This window comes from Clostridium oryzae (genome assembly GCF_002029235.1).
Taxonomy (GTDB): domain Bacteria; phylum Bacillota; class Clostridia; order Clostridiales; family Clostridiaceae; genus Clostridium_AE; species Clostridium_AE oryzae.
On record NZ_MZGV01000004.1, the window covers coordinates 20,572 to 37,684 of the forward strand.

General features: G+C 35.5%; 13 protein-coding genes and 1 pseudogene. 11 read left to right on the plus strand and 3 right to left on the minus strand.

The features are described 5' to 3' along the window. Positions 1–136: 136 nt before the first annotated feature. Positions 137–4,132 (plus strand): Ig-like domain-containing protein, encoded by a 3,996-nt coding sequence (locus tag CLORY_RS02935; protein WP_079422027.1) that lies wholly within the window; start codon positions 137–139, stop codon positions 4,130–4,132. A 394-nt stretch (positions 4,133–4,526) separates the two neighbouring features. On the opposite strand, the pseudogene CLORY_RS02940 reads toward CLORY_RS02935, so the two are convergent. Continuing rightward, positions 4,527–4,673 (minus strand): annotated as a pseudogene (locus CLORY_RS02940) (FMN-binding protein); the annotation flags it as partial. Between the two features lie 268 nt (positions 4,674–4,941). On the opposite strand from CLORY_RS02940, the gene CLORY_RS02945 reads away from it, so the two are divergent. The 6 genes from CLORY_RS02945 (at position 4,942) to tsaA (ending at position 11,716) form a co-directional block, all read left to right on the plus strand. Further along, positions 4,942–5,658 carry a LytR/AlgR family response regulator transcription factor gene (locus CLORY_RS02945; RefSeq protein ID WP_079422028.1) on the plus strand — a complete coding sequence of 239 codons (717 nt, stop codon included), beginning with the start codon at positions 4,942–4,944 and terminating at the stop codon, positions 5,656–5,658. Next, entirely contained in the window at positions 5,655–6,389 is a 735-nt protein-coding gene (locus CLORY_RS02950; protein ID WP_242954317.1) for a sensor histidine kinase, read from the plus strand. The genes CLORY_RS02945 and CLORY_RS02950 overlap by 4 nt, the downstream gene beginning before the upstream one ends. A gap of 87 nt (positions 6,390–6,476) precedes the next feature. Then, positions 6,477–8,216, plus strand: coding sequence for an ATP-binding cassette domain-containing protein (locus CLORY_RS02955; RefSeq protein ID WP_079422029.1), 1,740 nt, complete (start codon positions 6,477–6,479; stop codon positions 8,214–8,216). A gap of 172 nt (positions 8,217–8,388) precedes the next feature. Further along, on the plus strand, positions 8,389–9,876 hold the full coding sequence (locus tag CLORY_RS02960; protein WP_242954321.1) for an ABC transporter ATP-binding protein: 1,488 nt from the start codon (positions 8,389–8,391) through the stop codon (positions 9,874–9,876). 486 nt (positions 9,877–10,362) lie between these two features. Next, entirely contained in the window at positions 10,363–11,181 is an 819-nt protein-coding gene (locus CLORY_RS02965; RefSeq protein WP_079422031.1) for a MerR family transcriptional regulator, read from the plus strand. A gap of 67 nt (positions 11,182–11,248) precedes the next feature. Beyond that, positions 11,249–11,716, plus strand: a complete 468-nt coding sequence (tsaA, locus tag CLORY_RS02970; protein ID WP_079422032.1) for a tRNA (N6-threonylcarbamoyladenosine(37)-N6)-methyltransferase TrmO — start codon at positions 11,249–11,251, stop codon at positions 11,714–11,716. Positions 11,717–11,874: 158 nt separating this feature from the next. On the opposite strand, the gene CLORY_RS02975 is transcribed toward tsaA, so the two are convergent. Further along, positions 11,875–12,840 carry a helix-turn-helix transcriptional regulator gene (locus CLORY_RS02975; protein ID WP_079422033.1) on the minus strand — a complete coding sequence of 322 codons (966 nt, stop codon included), beginning with the start codon at positions 12,838–12,840 and terminating at the stop codon, positions 11,875–11,877. A gap of 359 nt (positions 12,841–13,199) precedes the next feature. Between CLORY_RS02975 and CLORY_RS02980 the strand changes: the two genes are divergently transcribed. From CLORY_RS02980 to CLORY_RS02990, 3 genes are all read left to right on the plus strand, one after another. Further along, positions 13,200–13,550, plus strand: coding sequence for a DUF2200 domain-containing protein (locus CLORY_RS02980; RefSeq protein WP_079422034.1), 351 nt, complete (start codon positions 13,200–13,202; stop codon positions 13,548–13,550). A 228-nt stretch (positions 13,551–13,778) separates the two neighbouring features. Then, on the plus strand, positions 13,779–14,360 hold the full coding sequence (locus CLORY_RS02985; protein WP_079422035.1) for an RNA polymerase sigma factor: 582 nt from the start codon (positions 13,779–13,781) through the stop codon (positions 14,358–14,360). Continuing rightward, positions 14,353–15,171 (plus strand): hypothetical protein, encoded by an 819-nt coding sequence (locus CLORY_RS02990; protein ID WP_079422036.1) that lies wholly within the window; start codon positions 14,353–14,355, stop codon positions 15,169–15,171. Before CLORY_RS02985 ends, CLORY_RS02990 begins: the two co-directional genes overlap by 8 nt. A gap of 75 nt (positions 15,172–15,246) precedes the next feature. Here CLORY_RS02990 and CLORY_RS02995 read toward each other — a convergent pair whose 3' ends face one another. Further along, positions 15,247–16,374: a DEAD/DEAH box helicase gene (locus CLORY_RS02995; RefSeq protein WP_079422037.1), complete on the minus strand. Its 1,128-nt coding sequence runs from the start codon at positions 16,372–16,374 to the stop codon at positions 15,247–15,249. A gap of 461 nt (positions 16,375–16,835) precedes the next feature. On the opposite strand from CLORY_RS02995, the gene CLORY_RS03000 reads away from it, so the two are divergent. Then, positions 16,836–17,033: a cold-shock protein gene (locus CLORY_RS03000; RefSeq protein WP_079422038.1), complete on the plus strand. Its 198-nt coding sequence runs from the start codon at positions 16,836–16,838 to the stop codon at positions 17,031–17,033. Positions 17,034–17,113: the final 80 nt, after the last annotated feature.

Below are 17,113 nucleotides of genomic sequence, written 5' to 3' on the forward strand. Positions count from 1 at the left end.
GAATACATGCTGTATAATTTTTTAGTGTAAAACTAGAGAGACTTTGCTCTTAACACTGAGGATTGACAATATTCTGTTAAGGTTACCGGATTTACAATAACAAATGGCATAGTAAAAACAATGGAGGAAAAAGGAAATGTTCATAACAAAAGGTAGATTTACAAAAGGTTTGGTGGTACTGTTATCGGTGCTGATGGATTTCACAATGATGCCGGGCGGAGTGATAAAAGTAAAAGCAGCAACATCACTGAATATTTCAAGTAATAATATCGAAATTTCTTCGGCAGGTGACTACGTAATCAGCGGCGGTAGCAATTCCAATACGATTAAAGTTGATGCCAATATCGGAACAGTAAATATTATGCTGAACAGGGTCAATATCAAATTCCCGAGTGGCACAGAGGGCACTCCGATAGATATAGAGGACGGCAACACAGTCAATCTGACCCTTAACGGCGTAAATACAATTATTGGTGGAAACCAAGGTAAGGATGGATATCCTGCCGAATCAGCCATGGACATAAAAGGTAGCTCAACATGCGATATCACATCGGCAAGCACGGGAACGTTGAATGCGACTGGATCAACCGGATGCCCGGCGATTTGTGTTGAAAGCTTGGCTACTCTTCATATTGAAGGAGGCACGATTATTGCACAGGGAGGTGATTATGGAGCTTCCGCAATTGGTGCAGAACAACTTGTAGATACTGGTACAATTTTTATAAGTGGTGGAACGGTGACAGCAACAGCCGGAAATGCCGGACAATATGGCAACGCGGGAGGTGCAGGCATAGGCTCTGGACAATATGCAGAATTTAAGAAGATTCAGATAAGTGGCGGGCAGGTAAATGCCACAGGAATAAATGGCGCGGGTATCGGGTCTGGTGATACTGGAACAGGCGGTGAAATTAACATTACGGGCGGTACCGTGACTTCAAACGGCATCGGTAACGGGTCGTCTCAAAAAAACGACGATAAGGTTTACATTCAGGGTGGTTCAGTAAACGCTGGAAGTATAAGCCCGACTCCACAATATAGCGGTACTATAGGCTCAAATGTTTACTTAACCAAAATTCAAATTCCCAATACCACCTCGGTTGCTAAAGTAGATTCGTTGGCTCTTTACCAGCCGAAACCTTGCTCCTATCCGTATGGAAGTAATGATTTATACACTGATACGAATGGATATTTATATCTTTACATATGCCAATCTTCCGAAAACACAAGCGTCTCAGTGACAGCCAGCGGAAATGAGTATAATTATTCTGGGCTTGCAGGTTCCGGTTCCAACACGCTTTTGCAGGATCAGAGAACATTATCTGTTACTGGTATGCAGTCAAGCTACATTGGCCATAGCCAAACGATGACCCCGGATACATCCGGTGGTTCGGGCAATGGCGATGTTACTTTTTCTTACAGCGGACGGAGTGGCACGGATTACGGCCCTACCGCTCAGAAACCTATCGATGTCGGGAACTATACCGTTACTGCAACGAAATCATCTGACGGCACATATAATGGGACAAGCGCTTCTTATGACTTCGCAATTACCGAAAATACTTCTATTTTCAGCATTGATTCAATTGCCAATCAAACATATAGCGGGAGCGCAATTTCACCGGGTATTACCGTAAGGGACAGCACAAATAACAGCTTACTTACTGAAGGGCAGGATTATACCATTTCATATCCACAGAGAGATAATATAGATGCCGGCACGGCACATGTGAAGATTGCAGGAACCAAAAGTTATGCGGGCTGCTCGGGAAGTACAACTTTCAATATAAAATCCAAAGAGTGCACATTCAGCGTAGGCAGCATCAGCGACAAAACCTACACTGGTAGTGAAATCAAACCCAACGTTACTGTCAAAGATCCTGATACAAATGTACCTCTTAAGGAAGGCGCTGATTACACAGTAAGCTATTCCTCATGCAAAAATGTAGGAACAGTGATCGTTACTGTAACAGGTATTAACAATTATGATCAAAGCTCTGGCAGCGCAACCTTTAAAATTGTGCCAAAATCTTTGACAGATTCCTCTATTAACGTGGAGGATATTCCCGTACAGACATATGACGGTAGCACGCATACACCTGATGTCAACATAAAAGATGGAGACACGACTTTGATTGAGGGAACCGACTATACTGTGACCGATAAAGCGTCTGGGAAAGATGCATCCTATACGACCGCCAGCAGTTACATGGTGGTGGTCACCGGAATCGGTAACTATTCCGGAACGATAGAAAGGGCCTTTACCATTGTTTCCACTGATGCAACGTTAAATTCGGTGAGCGTCAGCTCCGGCACGCTCTCCCCAGCATTTTCTGCTGATAAGACCCAATATATGTTAAGCGTCGGATATAGAACCGATAGTATTACCGTTACGCCGAAGGCAAATGAGAGCCACGCATTGATAACGGTAAACGGCAATGTGGTTAGAAACAACACGGTTTCCTCCAGCATAGCTCTCACGGCGGGCGAGGACACAACAATCACCATTGTTGTAACTGCGCAAGCGGGCAATACAAAAAACTATATGATCACGGTTCACCGGGCGAAAGTGCCCGTCACCGGCATAATGGTCAGTGGAACCGGAGGCGTAACAAGTGTAACCATTGGAAACACTTTGCAGATGGGCGCCACAGTTACCCCTTTAGACGCGACCGATTCAAGCGTCACATGGAGCGTGACAAACGGAACAGGCAGTGCGACAATCAGCGACAACGGCCTTTTGAGCGCAACAGGTGCCGGCACTGTTACCGTAAAGGCAACAGCGAAAGATGGTTCAGGAGTAATCGGAGCGGAAACAATAACCGTAACTGCAGCGACACCAGCAACGGTGAGTGTAACCGGCGTATCACTGGATTCAACAAGCAAATCGCTTACGATTGGCGACTGTGCGATACTTATAGCCACAGTGACACCATCAGATGCGACAGACAAGAATGTTTCTTGGAGCAGTTCAAACATTGGCATTGCTACAGTCGACAGCATCGGTAAGGTAACGGCGGTGGGCGTTGGAACAGCCACCATTACCGCAACTACCCCAAACGGAAACAAAACGGCAAATTGTGTTGTAACAGTCAGCGCGGCAAGCACCGGCGGAGACAGTTATTCCGGTGGCAGCGGCGGAAGCACAACAACTCCGATCGATATTACTATAATCGGCACAACCACAACAATAGGTGGAAATGCGGAATCTACAGCTACTATAACGCCTTCACAAACCAATACGTCAATGATTAATCATGATATTGTCAAAATAGGAAATGTAACAGTTACCGCTCCGGCTTCTGTTTTGAACAACGCGCTCGGTGACGGTACAGGACTTACCCTTTCTCAAAGCGCGGCACCTAAGTCTACACAGACTGCGGCGCAGGCAGCGGTGTCAAAGGTAAATGGAACGGTGGTTGCTGCTGTCAAAATCAATCTCAATCGGACAACGTCCACGGGCACGGAGGCGGTTCATATTCTTTCAGGTGAGGTTACAGTGACCATAACACTTACCGACGCACAGATTGCAGCGATCAAAGTCGGTTCAAACCCGCATATCTACTATTACGATTCAGATACGGGCACGTTGATTGATATGAACGCGACATTTGATCTGACGAAGCGAACAGCGACTTTTCAGACAACCCATTTTAGCAACTATATATTTGCAACAGAAAGCAAGGTGCCTCCAGTGGTTTCTGGTGTCAACAATAAAGGCATTTACAATGCGAATAAAGTCATTACGTTTAATGAGGGAACCGCTACGCTTGATGGAACTGCTTTCACAAGTGGCGCAATTGTTAGCACGGAAGGTAAGCACACTCTTGTCGTCATCGATGCAGCAGGTAACACAACAACTGTCGTTTTCACAATCGACAAAACTGCGCCGAAAATCACAATCAATCGTGTCAAGAGCAGCATGGTTGTCACTGTCACCGAAGCAAACCTTATGAGCAAAACAGTAACATTGAACGGCAAAAAGATTGCATGGCCAAGAAAGAATAAGTTTACAAAAAAAGGTGCCTATATAGTCACCGTGACGGATAAGGTAGGCCACAAGGTAGCACGCAGTTTCAAAATAGGAAGAAAAACAAAGAATAGAAATTTCAAGTGCCAGCCTCGTGACAAGTGACGAAAAAAACGTTATATTCGTTACGGAGAACCATACCATAAATAAGGCAGAATTTTACCTAAATTGGAGTAAATGTGAACCGAATACGTAGTATTAGTCAGTTATAGGAATATGAGAAGCAATATATGTTTCCAGTAAAATTAAAATTAGAATTCAGTATTTTGATCTAAGATATAAGACCAAGAGCAGAATTTGCCATACCATGACAAGTTCTGCTATGCTTTTGATGATTATTCTTAGATAGGTCGTAAAACTAATCTATTCTTTTTTCATATATAGTCATTTTGTTATCAGGGTCTATTTTTTGGCTATTTTTAAAGCCCATTGCAGTCCAAAACGGTATACGTAATGTGTTATCAGGAGTTAAATACATCAATTGGCATTAATCAGTAACTTAAAGAAGTTGCTTTGCTGATGTAACAGTTATTTCTAAGAACTTACTTAAAAATGGATACTTTTCTTTTATCATATCGAATTTTGAACCAGATGTAAGGAATTCTGCGATTCCTCTAATTTCAAAACCTGTACCTTGGTAGTTATTATACCTCTTCATGATTTAATACTTCATATGTAATATCGTTTATATAGTGCTGTTTCCAGTTCATTTGCTCTTCTTTTGGTTCTGCAAAATATTATAGCTATATATGGATTATCTTGATTCAGCATGGTGAACATTTATAAAAAAGTGTATAATTGTGGTAATAGCTAGATTGATGAAAGTATAGAAATTCACTTTTTTATTAATTATTTTTTACGAATTATGTTTTTAATTATGCGACAATAGATTCTGAATTGAGGTGTAGTTTTCTGTGTTAAATATTGCAATTGTTGATGATGAAAATGTTCAAGCACTTTTATTGTCTAAGATGGTAAATCAGTGGGTGTTAAATAATAATAAAACAGCTACAATTAAATTATTTTCCAATTCAGAGAGCTTTTACTTTGCCTGGTGTGAAGATAAAAGCTTTGATATTTTGCTTTTGGATATTCAAATGAAAGGAATGAACGGTATAGAGCTGGCAAAAGAAATAAGAAAGACAGATGATAAGCTGTCTTTAATTTTTGTTACAGGATTATCTGATTATATGAATTTAGGCTATGATGTATCAGCTCTGCATTATCTCATTAAACCTGTGGATGAAACAAAGTTGTTTTCATGCTTGGATAAGGCTTGTGGCAGAATAAGGAAAGAACCGTCTTTTATTGTTGTGACTACTGAAGGTGAAAATGTACGAATTCCCAAAAGTGAGATTGTATCAGCTGAAGCCTTTGGTCACTATATTAAGCTTGAAACATTAAAAGCTTCTTATGAAATAAAACTTAATATAAGTGAACTTGAAAAAGTGTTGGATAAAGATTATTTCATTAGATGCCACCGTTCTTATATCGCAGGTATAAGGTATATTTCCAAGATAGGGAAGAAAGAACTTACTCTTGAAAATGGCAGAAACATTCCAGTGAGCCGTAGCCTATACCATTCTGTAAATCAGGCATTTATTAAGTTTTTTAAGGAGGCTGATTTATGAAATATCAGATGTATATTGGTATTGCAGCAGGTTTTATACTGGCTGTAATTATAATTATTTTCTTTTTACGAATTTATTTTCCTAAACTTGTAGATAAGCGCATTGCAGCATTTCAGAATGACCTTATTACCAAGCATTGTGACGAAGTACAGAACATTTACCGCCAGATGAGGGGATGGCGGCACGATTATCATAATCATATACAGACCATGAAAGCACATCTTGTATTAGGACAAACGAAAGAGCTTGAAAGCTATCTAAGTAAACTTGATGATGATCTTAGCTCTGTTGATACTGTGCTGAAAACCGGCAATGTTATGGTTGATGCCATACTTAACAGTAAAATATCCCTTGCACTATCGAAAAAAATCAATGTGAACGCTAAAGCAATAGTCCCCAAGAAGCTAAATATATCAGAAATTGATCTGTGTGTTATAATTGGAAATTTGATTGATAATGCTATGGAGGCGTGCCTTAAACAAGCTAATGAAAATGATAGATTTATCCGTGTTTATATAGATATTTTGAAAGAGCAGCTTTATATTTCTATTTCAAATTCTGATGGTGGCATCATAAAGAAAAACGGAAGGACTTACATATCTACAAAAAACTCTGCTACTCACGGTTTCGGATTGATGCGTGTAGACCGAATTGTAGAGAAATATGCAGGCTATGTAAACCGTCAGAATGAAGAAGGTGTGTTTGCAACTGAAGTGATGCTTCCGCTGTAACATTTCGTGCTTATTTTCTTACATTTCGTGAAGTATTTTAATTTGTACATAGGCTTTATAGTATATTACAGGAAAGGGGGGATTAGGTTGGAAGAGAAAAATAAAAACCTTAAATACAGTGTACTAAATAATATTATTTTTTTATTAAAAGATATGTGGAAAGCGCACCCGCTATTAATAGTTTTTATTCTGCTACAAGCGATGTTATCTGTTGTGTCACCGTTGTTTGGTATTTATTTTCCCAAAATTACTGTTGACTTGGTAACTGCCTCGGCAGATAAGATGAAAATTATTTATACCTTAACAGTTTTTGGATTATTGATGGCTGTGTCAATGGCATTATCAAATATGGCAGGAAATGGAAAATATATGATGTACAATGATATGCGAACGTACTATCAAATAAAGCTATTTTTACAGTCATTAAGTTGTGATTATATTTATGTTGAAAGTGCAGAAGGACAGACCAAATATGAAAGAGCCGTGAGTACATTACGTGCAGGTGACTGGTCCGGTACTTCAAAAATGACTGTGGCAATGATTAATATTTTTGTTAGTATCATATGCTTCATAATTTATTCTGGCATAATATCAACTCTAAATATTTATATTATATTGTCTGTTGTAAATTACTTTTCAATTAAAAATGCTCAAAAATATCAGTATAATCATAAGGATGAAGAAGCGAGGTTTAATAAAAAGCTTGATTATGTTGAATGGACTGCAAAAGATGTAAAATATGGGAAGGATATTCGTTTATATGGTATGAGCAGCTGGCTTATTCAACTGCGGGAAATATTACTTGAAGGTTATATTGCATTAAGCCGAAAAATTAAAAACCGATATTTTGTGTCCGGTGTTGTAAATGCATTTACATTGTTTTTACGTGATGGAATTGCATATGCATATTTAATTTGGTCAGTTGTAAAGGACAATATTTCCATTGGCAATTTTGTGTTGTATTTTGGAGCGATAACAGGTTTTTCGGGATTTGTTGGCAGTATTATAGGAGACATTAACGAGCTTAATGGAGCTAATCTGCAAATGAATGATATGCGTGCATTTCTTGATAATACAGATGAACCTGAACCGTATAATATGGTAGATATTCTATCTGGTGAGAACATGTCCATTGAATTTAGCCATGTTTACTTTTCCTACGATAAAAATAGTGAACCTGTATTAAAGGATTTTAGTATTTCAATAAAAAAAGGTGAAAAAATAGCCCTTGTTGGTGTAAACGGAGCTGGAAAAACAACAATTATTAAACTGCTGTGTGGTTTTTACAAGCCTGATAGAGGTCAAATATCAATTGATGGCATAAATATAAATAATTTCCGTAAAAAAGATTTATATAAGCTTTTTTCTGCTGTATTTCAAGATGTATATATACCTCCATTTACAGTAGCAGAAAATGTTTCTCTGCAAATAGAAAAAGAAACTGATATGGAGCTTGTAAAACAGTGTTTAAAAAAGGTTGGACTATATGACAAGATAAATCAATATCCAGACAGCATCCGTACACCAATGACAAAGGAGGTTAAGGATGGAATTGTACTTTCAGGAGGCCAGCAGCAAAAATTGCTTATGGCAAGAGCATTATATAAAAATGCGCCAATATTAATTTTGGACGAACCCACTGCTGCACTTGATCCTATTGCTGAAAGTGAAACTTATCATGATTTTTATGAACTTTCCCAAAATAAAACAGCTATATACATTTCTCATCGTCTAGCAAGCACGCGTTTTTGTAACAACCTTTGTAAGTTCCGTAATCGGAGCATCATTACCCTTTATAACTATATTCTTATCTGCTTATGTAATTGATGGTTTATCACAAGGCAAAGATATTAGTACATTAATTCTTGTTTCTATATCTACAGTGGGTGGTATATTTGCTCTGACAATTGTCAATGCATACCTTGGCAAAATCAAAGAAGTTCATACCGAAATATGTGTTAAAAAGTTTGACATGAAAATGAGTGCCCGAACTTTGACAATGGATTATGAACTTCTTGAAAGCCCAAAGGTTAATGATATCCGCACAAGAATACGTAATGATAATAACTGGGGAGCTGGATTTTATAGTATGATAGAGCAGCTGCCAGCACTTTTATCAAGCACTGTAAGCTTAGTGGTATCAATTATTGTTTTGCTGCCTTTGTTTTTTAACAGCAATGTATTTTCTGATATATCTTCTTTGCTGATGTTAATAGCTTTTTTCATTGTTATTATATTTAACATTTTGTTTTCTGATAAAAAAACAAAAGAGCTGCATAGAATCTTAAATGAAACTGGATCCATATATGGTTACCTTGGTTATTTTTTATGGAATAAGCAAGATTATAAGCAGGGCAAAGACATTAGAATATTTAATGGTCAGAATATAATTAAAACTCATCTTGATGATGAGTGTAAAGAAAAATCATATTGGACAAGTGAAATAACACTCAATAACAGTGCGCAAGGTTTTGTAAGCGGCTTATCAGCGGGACTGCTGCAAGTAATTGCATATATATTTGTTGCAGTACGTGCAGTATCCGGAGCATTAACCATTGGTTCGGTATTAAAATTTGCTTCTATCATTTACCGATTTTCATCGGATTTATCAAGTGTATTTTCTTCTTTTACAGAATATGCTATTGCGGCAGAACGTCAACAATCTACAATGGAGTATATGAATATTTCTGATGTCATATTTAAAGGCACACTCCCAATAGAAAAACGCAATGACAACGAATATGAAATTGAATTTAAGAACGTATCCTTCAAATATCCTGGAAGCGAAGTTTATGCGCTGAAAAATTTAAATATGAAACTGAAAATCGGACATCGTATGGCGATTGTGGGTATGAATGGCAGCGGAAAAACCTCCATGATAAAATTGCTTTGCCGGTTATATGATCCTACGGAGGGAATCATTACGCTTAACGGTATTGATATTAAAAAGTATAACTACACAGAGTATATGAGCATTTTTTCTGTTGTGTTTCAGGATTTTAAGCTGTTTTCATTCAACTTGGGACAAAATGTAGCTGCAAGTGTGGAATATGACTGTGAAAAGGCAGTGTCAGCTTTAAAAAAGTCAGGTTTTGATGACAGACTGTCTACTATGACAAAAGGACTTGAAACTGCTTTATACAGTGACTTTGAAGAAGATGGTGTGGAAATCTCTGGTGGAGAAGCACAAAAAATTGCACTAGCTAGAGCTTTATATAAAGATGCCCCATTTATCATCCTTGACGAGCCTACAGCTGCTCTGGACCCCATAGCTGAATTTGAGATTTATTCAAAATTCAATGAAATAGTAGGTGATAAAACCGCAATTTATATTTCTCACCGTTTATCTTCTTGTCGTTTTTGTGACGATATAGCAGTTTTTGACGAAGGGCGGCTGATAGAGCGCGGTAGCCACGATAAGCTTATTGCAAATAAGGAAGGCAAGTATTATGAATTATGGAATGCACAGGCTCAGTACTATGTATAAAATAATAATGGCAGTCATTGAAAAATGTAAAATAGTATGGAAAGATAGGAAGTTGTTTCTAAATATATTATACTAGTATATAATGAGATGATTGGAATTAACACAAATCCAGATGAGTTAGCGTTATGATGGTAGATAAGACAGTAAGCTATAAATGGCATATGTAGAAAAACTAGTAACTAATATAGAAAAATTTAAAAGTAAAAATGAATGGCCAAAATGAAATGAAATTAATAAAAATATAATAGGAAAGGTAGGTGGAAAACCTGCATTGTGGTTAATCATAGGAAAATAAATATTTAAGGAGTGACTAACAGTCACAATTTTGTAGAACTTTATTGCTGTAATAAGGGCTTATCTTTAATGCATGCGAGATTTATGGACGAAAGTCTATATCGCAGTAGTAAAATCCTGTGATAATACCATTCTATTTGATAAATAGGATGCTAAAATTGATTTGTTGCGATTTTGGTAGCAGGTATATTAGTGTTTAAAATTGGGGAGTTTTCAAAGTTAACTCGAGTTTCAATTAGAATGTTAAGATATTATGATGAGATTGGATTATTAAAACCTGTAAAGGTTGATTTATTTACAGGATATAGAATGTATTCTGCAGAACAGATACCAGTGCTCCAGAAAATTGTTTTATTAAGAGATACTAAGTTTACTACATTGGAAATAAAAGATATAGTACAAAGATGTAATGATGTAGACATATTAGATGAATTAGAAAAAAAGAAAATACAGATTAACAAGGAAATAGCTATAGAACAACAACGAATAGATAAGATAGATAGTGCAATAAAAGAAATTGAAGAGAAAAAGTTTAAGATACACTGCAATATAAATTTTAAGAAGGTAGATAAGATGTTAATTTTATCTAAAAGAGATAGGATACCAGCATATTTTCATGAAGGATTTCTATGGGGTAAGTTATGTGAATTTATTAGAAGAGAAAATATTTCAGTAAGGCAGGATGTGTACAATAATATTGCTATGTATCATGATATAGAACACAAGGATGATAATGTAGATGTTGAAGTTGGAATGCTTGTAAATAGGATTGGAGAAAACAAGGATGGATTTATATATAGAGAAGTAGAGGCTGTTCCCAAAATGGCTTATGCAATGGTATATGGACCATATATTAATTTAGCAAAAGCATATGAAAAGCTTGCATATTGGCTGGAAAGTCATAATGAACATATGGCAGATAAACCTTCTAGGCAGATATGTCATATAGGTGTTGGTGATGTAGATAACCCTGAAGAATATCTTACTGAAATACAAATTCCATTAAAATAACTATATTGACTCTCACATTATGTGAGGGTCTATTATCTATTTATAAGATAAATAGGAGGTAATAATTATGGAATTAAAAGAAATTGGTAAGATTAAAGTTGAAGGAGAAAGCATATTTCTTCAAATTAACAAGGAGTATATAAAAGGATTGCAGGGATTAGAATCTTTTAGCCACATTGATGTATTGTGGTGGTTTGATAAATGTGATAATAGCAATAGCAGAAGTGTTTTGGAAGTGAATAAACCGTATAAAAAGGCACCTAAAAAGTTGGGGATTTTTTCAACTAGATCACCTGAAAGACCTAATCCTATAGCATTGTCTGTTACTCAAATAACACATATAGATTATGAAAAAGGGATAATTTGTATTACTTATATCGATGCAATGAATGATAGTAGTATTTTAGATTTGAAACCTTATACTCCAAGTGTGGACAGGGTAGAAAAGCCTAATGTTCCAGAATGGTGCAGCCATTGGCCATTATGTTATGAAGAATCTGGAGATTTTGATTGGGAAAATGAGTTTCTATTTTAAAATATAAGATATAAATTTATTTTTGTGGAAAATTAATTAGGAAAGAAGCACTAATTTCTAAGAATGGGTGCTTCTTTTCTTTGACATTAAATTGGAAGTTGCTATTTTCTATTTGGTTTTCTCGTTAGTAACAATAGAGGGCAGGCAGTCGATTTTATCTACTTCCGCACTGGTCTGATATACTTCCAAAAACGCTCCGGATCATGATAAAAGTAAATTATTCTACCTGGGGAAGTATCAAAGCAGTAACCGGTGCCTGCAAAATCAAAAGTTGCCATTGCCTTTTCAATCTTCTCCTCTACACTACGATTTTCCTGCTCATAATCGAATGGCCCATGTTCAAAAACAATATACTCGGCTTCGGGAACATCAATTATAAGCATTTGTGATGGTACTTCACCTTTATAATCAAAAGGAAGACGTACACCATAACACTCTGTACGTGGAATACCCCAATCACAGAGTCTGCCGTCCGGGTCATTAATGTATGCAATAATCTGACCGCTGCCGCTGTTAGATTCACTCCCGCCATCATCATCCAATTTGCCCTTGATACTATCCAGTAAGCCGCAAATTGTTTCGCAGTCCTGTCCCGGAATAAGACTTTGCTTTTGCCAAAAATCCCAATACCCATTACTCTCATAGTTTTTAATGTGCAAAAATTTGTGTGCGGGAATGGTTATAAAATAAATTTTAACATCATCTGTAGATTTCATCATACCAATCTCTCCCAATCCTAAAAAGTAGCGGTCGAAAGAGTTTATTTTTGTTCGAAGAACGACAGGATTAGGTTTTTTTCGGTATTCACTTGGAGTTACACCATATGTTCCCTTGAAAGCTCTGGTAAAAGCTTCATGTGATGAAAAACCATAATCAAAGGCAATATCCAAAATGCTTTTTTCACTATCCCGAACTTCTTTTAGTGCAAAGGCTAATTTTCTATGCCGTAGATAATCCCTAAATTGCATACCTGATATTTCTTTGAATTTTTTCGTTGTATAAAATTCGGAATAACCCAGCCTGCGAGAAAGAAAGCGTAGTGTCAAGGCTTCATCATTATAATTTTTAATACATTTGTCAATTTCATCAACGATTATTTGAATTTGCTTCTGCCACTCGTACATTCGCTTGTTCACCTCATTTCAACCGTCCTACATTTATTATAAAGAAATAGAGACATTACTGCTTGATTTTACTTGCTGTTATTTCATTTTTCTTTTTTAAGTTATATCATCTTTTTAATTTTGCAGCCGCCATAAGTTGTTGGTAAGTCAAGTACAGTTAAGTTTACTGCCTCGTCTTTAATAACTTTTAACCTAGAAGTCTTCGAAGCCCAGGATAAAGGAAAGAATAAATAAATTATAGCATATATTTATAAATTATTACTAGCATTATCTTAATTAGTAAAATAAAGGTACTTTTGTTTGAAGCCAATTATTTTTCGTGATACAATAAAGAAAATTATCTAAGCGAGGGCGTTATCATGATCAAACATCATGTCTATACTATGAGTGTAGCAAGTGTCTATCCCCTTTATGTTATAAAGGCAGAGAAAAAAGGACGTACGAAAACAGAAGTTGATGAAATCATCCGATGGCTGACCGGATATAGTCAGGAAGAGCTAGAAGCGCAACTGGAAAAACAGACAGATTTCGAGACTTTCTTTGCGGAAGCTCCCAAACCGAACCCTTTACGTACTTTGATTAAAGGGGTTATCTGCGGAGTCCGAGTGGAAGACATTGAAGAACCAACTATGCAGGAAATTCGCTATTTGGATAAACTAATCGATGAGTTAGCAAAGGGAAAAGCGATGGATAAGATTTTGAGAAAATAATGATTAAAAACGAAGAAACACTGATTCTATATGTAAAATAATCGGTGTTTTTTTGTTGAAATGGACTAATCTTGAAACTTCAATGAATTTATCTTTTTCTAATGAGTTTTTATACTTTAGGTAAGATATGGTATAATAACTAAAATTTTTTTCTAAAAATGAACCAATTAAGAACTTAATATCTCTAATATATAGATGCATCGATAACATACGAAGGGAGAGAGTAAATTGTGCGAAGAGGAGCTCGTCATAAAAATCCAGTCTGGTGATATGAACGCATTAGGTGAATTGTTTGACATATATAAAAATCAGTCATTTAAATACGCATATCTTATTACAGGTAACAAGCATACAAGTGAAGATATTGTGCAAGAAGCATTCATAAGTTGTTATAAAAATGTAAAGAGTCTTAAAAATGTTAAATTGTTTAGATCATGGTTTTATAAAATGCTTACGCGGATTGCATGGAGATATGCAAAAAAAGATAAAAAACTATTGCCAGTTGATAATATATTTGAAAAAGCAGATGAAAAAAGTACTGACACTTCTATAGAACAATATTTAAGAAAAGAGCAAAATAATAATCTTTATGCAGAAATTGAAAAGCTTGATTTAAAACAAAAAACAGTAATAGTTCTATATTATTTTAATGGTCTTACAGTTAAGGAAATTGCAAAAATAATGGGATGCTTTGAAGGAACAGTGAAATCCAGACTTTATACTGCAAGAAGAAAATTAAAAAGCAATTTAATTAAATGTGATGATGAATATGATCATAGAAATTTAAAGAGGGTGGGATTTAATGAATAGTAAGTTTAATGAAAAGATAGATGAAAAAATTAAAGAATGCTTAATTTATAAATCAGATAATGCTTCAGTACCTGAAAACATGTTTTTTAAAATTAAAAATGAAATATTAAAAGAAAAAGATAATGAAGGAGTTTTTACTAAGAAACATGTATTATTAAAATCAAGAACAGCCATAATTGCAGGAATACTTGTTGTTGCATTAAGTGTTACATGTGTTGCAGCAACTAATTTTTCTTCAATATTTGGCTCATCATCTATTCTAACTGAAGTTAAAACCTTTCCGAGTAAAGATAAAGTAAAAGAGACCGTTGGCTTTATCCCTAAATATGTTGAATCCTTTAAAAATGGGTTTGAATTTAATACATTTAACTATACAAACAAAGAAATCCAAGATGAAAAAGGAACTACTATTAGAAAATACAAGAGTGCAGATTTTTATTATAAAAAAGATGGGTCTAAAAAAGATCAGAGTTTAAGTATGTCTATTCAAAAAACAGATGAGAAATCTTTTAATGAAGGCATATCAAAAAATGCTATATCACTAGAATATAACGGGGTTAAAATCATGTACAATAGCAAACAGTATAAGTCGGTTCCAAATGGATACAAACCAACTGATGAAGAAAAACATTTACAAAATGAAGGGCTCCTTCAAATCGGATATGGAAGCGAGGATGAGAAGGTGGAGGTTAGTCAAGTGCAAGATATTATGTGGTATGAAGATGGACTATCTTACTACATTATTAATATGAATTATAATGGATTAAGCAAAGATGATATGATCAACATGGCAAAAGAAGTTATAGACTAAAAAATCAACCCCGAGGAATTATATGATTATTCCTCGGGCTCTGAGCACGCTCCTTTGAAATATCCACGGGCAATTCTATTTGTAGACATGCTTCTCTTCATCTAAGTCCCTTCGTGGTATTTTAAATTTAATAGCTTTCTCTATTTCTTCAAGCCTCCAACTGTCTTTTGGATCGATAAATAGGCAGGTGTAGCCTTCTTCTCCGGCTCTTCCGGTTCTGCCGATTCGATGTATATAACTTTCTACGCTTTCAGGTATGTCATAGTTATATATATGGCTGACTCCGCTTATATCAAGTCCCCTGGAGGCCACATCTGTTGCTATTAAATATTGAAAATCCCCATTCCTAAAGGCTTTCATTATTCTTTCACGCTTTGACTGAAGTATGTCGCTGTGAAGCTTTTCACAGTTGTAGCCTCGTTTATATAGCGCCTCTTCCAGTTCATCTACTCTTCTTTTGGTTCTGCAAAATATTATAGCCATAAATGGATTATCTTGATTCAGCACAGAACATAAAGCATCCTGTTTTCTTCTGTCTGTAGTTTCTACAACTTGCTGCTTAATAGCCTCAAGAGTTACTTCCTCCTTGTGAATGGCTACTGTTGCAGGTTCTTTCATGTATCTATAGGCCAATCTTTTAACATCTGAATTTATGGTTGCAGAGAAGCAAAGGGTTTGGCGTTTTTTAGAGGTGTTTTTTATAATTGCTTCCACCTCGTTTTTAAATCCCATTAAAAGCATTTGATCCGCTTCATCCAGTACAAAGGTTTTTAATTTACTTAAATCTATGGATTTTCTTTCAAGGTGATCCAAAAGTCTTCCAGGGGTTGCAATAATAAGATGAATGCCGGCCTTTAGCTTCTTAAGTTGAGAACCAACATCCTTGCCTCCATAGGCTGCCAATATATTGATATCTTTAGCCTGTTTAAGCTTTAAAGCTTCTTCTGCTATCTGAAGGGCAAGCTCCCTTGTAGGAGTTAAAATTAAGGCTTGAACTGTATCCACCTTAGGTTGAATATTTTCAAAAATGGGAAGCAAAAACGCAAGGGTTTTGCCTGTGCCAGTTTGAGATTCAACTATAACATCTTTTCCATTTTTTATAAGATTTATGCTTTCGGCTTGAACCGGTGTAGGCTCGGTGATACCATTATTTTTTAATATCTTTACTATATCTTCGCTGATTCCTAATTGATTAAAATTCATTGTATTCTACCTTCCTTGTTATAGAGTTCCATTTCTATAGTTCCATTTTTAGAGTTAAATTAATACATGTTGAAGAAAGTGCTGGTGATTAATAGTAGATATTGTGAGGGGAAAATAAAAGCGTATTAATTAAGTTAGTATCCTTTATTGACTTAACTAGTTATATTGGTTCTCACTCTCAATGAAAGCACAATTAGAACCTTCTGGCTACCATATCTTCTAATAATATACTATCAATAAGGATTATACAAATAATTTATATAAACGTGCTGATTAAAAAGAATAACTTGTTTTATCTAACAGACTATGTTATTATTAACAAGAACTTAAATTGATAGTTAATAATTCAACAAAATATATTTCAGTTAGTACTTTCTATGTATAGTATGATGATATCGAAATTTTATTAGTGAATTAGTACAATGAGTTTAAGAATAATAAAATTTCGGAGGTACAGTTAGATGACTGGTACAGTAAAATGGTTTAATTCAGAAAAAGGTTTTGGATTTATTACAGGAGAAGATGGAAAAGATATTTTTGCACATTTTTCTCAAATAAAATCAGAAGGCTATAAGTCACTTGAAGAAGGTCAAAAGGTTTCTTTTGATATTGGTAAAGGACAAAAAGGACCTCAAGCAGAAAATATTACAGCTATCTAAATTAAATCAATTTAATTAGTAAATATTTTAAACCTTGAATAGATATTCTATTTGAGGTTTTTTTGCGTATGCTCCTAAAG

What these genes read in the sequence shown, in the direction of transcription:
- CLORY_RS02960 (WP_242954321.1), top strand. Translation starts at nt 8,389, where the DNA reads ATGGATTATGAACTTCTTGAAAGCCCAAAGGTTAATGATATCCGCACA.
- CLORY_RS02950 (WP_242954317.1), top strand. Translation starts at nt 5,655, where the DNA reads ATGAAATATCAGATGTATATTGGTATTGCAGCAGGTTTTATACTGGCT.
- CLORY_RS02935 (WP_079422027.1), top strand. Translation starts at nt 137, where the DNA reads ATGTTCATAACAAAAGGTAGATTTACAAAAGGTTTGGTGGTACTGTTA.
- CLORY_RS02975 (WP_079422033.1), bottom strand. Translation starts at nt 12,840, where the DNA reads ATGTACGAGTGGCAGAAGCAAATTCAAATAATCGTTGATGAAATTGAC.
- CLORY_RS02980 (WP_079422034.1), top strand. Translation starts at nt 13,200, where the DNA reads ATGATCAAACATCATGTCTATACTATGAGTGTAGCAAGTGTCTATCCC.
- CLORY_RS02990 (WP_079422036.1), top strand. Translation starts at nt 14,353, where the DNA reads ATGAATAGTAAGTTTAATGAAAAGATAGATGAAAAAATTAAAGAATGC.
- CLORY_RS02995 (WP_079422037.1), bottom strand. Translation starts at nt 16,374, where the DNA reads ATGAATTTTAATCAATTAGGAATCAGCGAAGATATAGTAAAGATATTA.
- CLORY_RS03000 (WP_079422038.1), top strand. Translation starts at nt 16,836, where the DNA reads ATGACTGGTACAGTAAAATGGTTTAATTCAGAAAAAGGTTTTGGATTT.
- tsaA (WP_079422032.1), top strand. Translation starts at nt 11,249, where the DNA reads ATGGAATTAAAAGAAATTGGTAAGATTAAAGTTGAAGGAGAAAGCATA.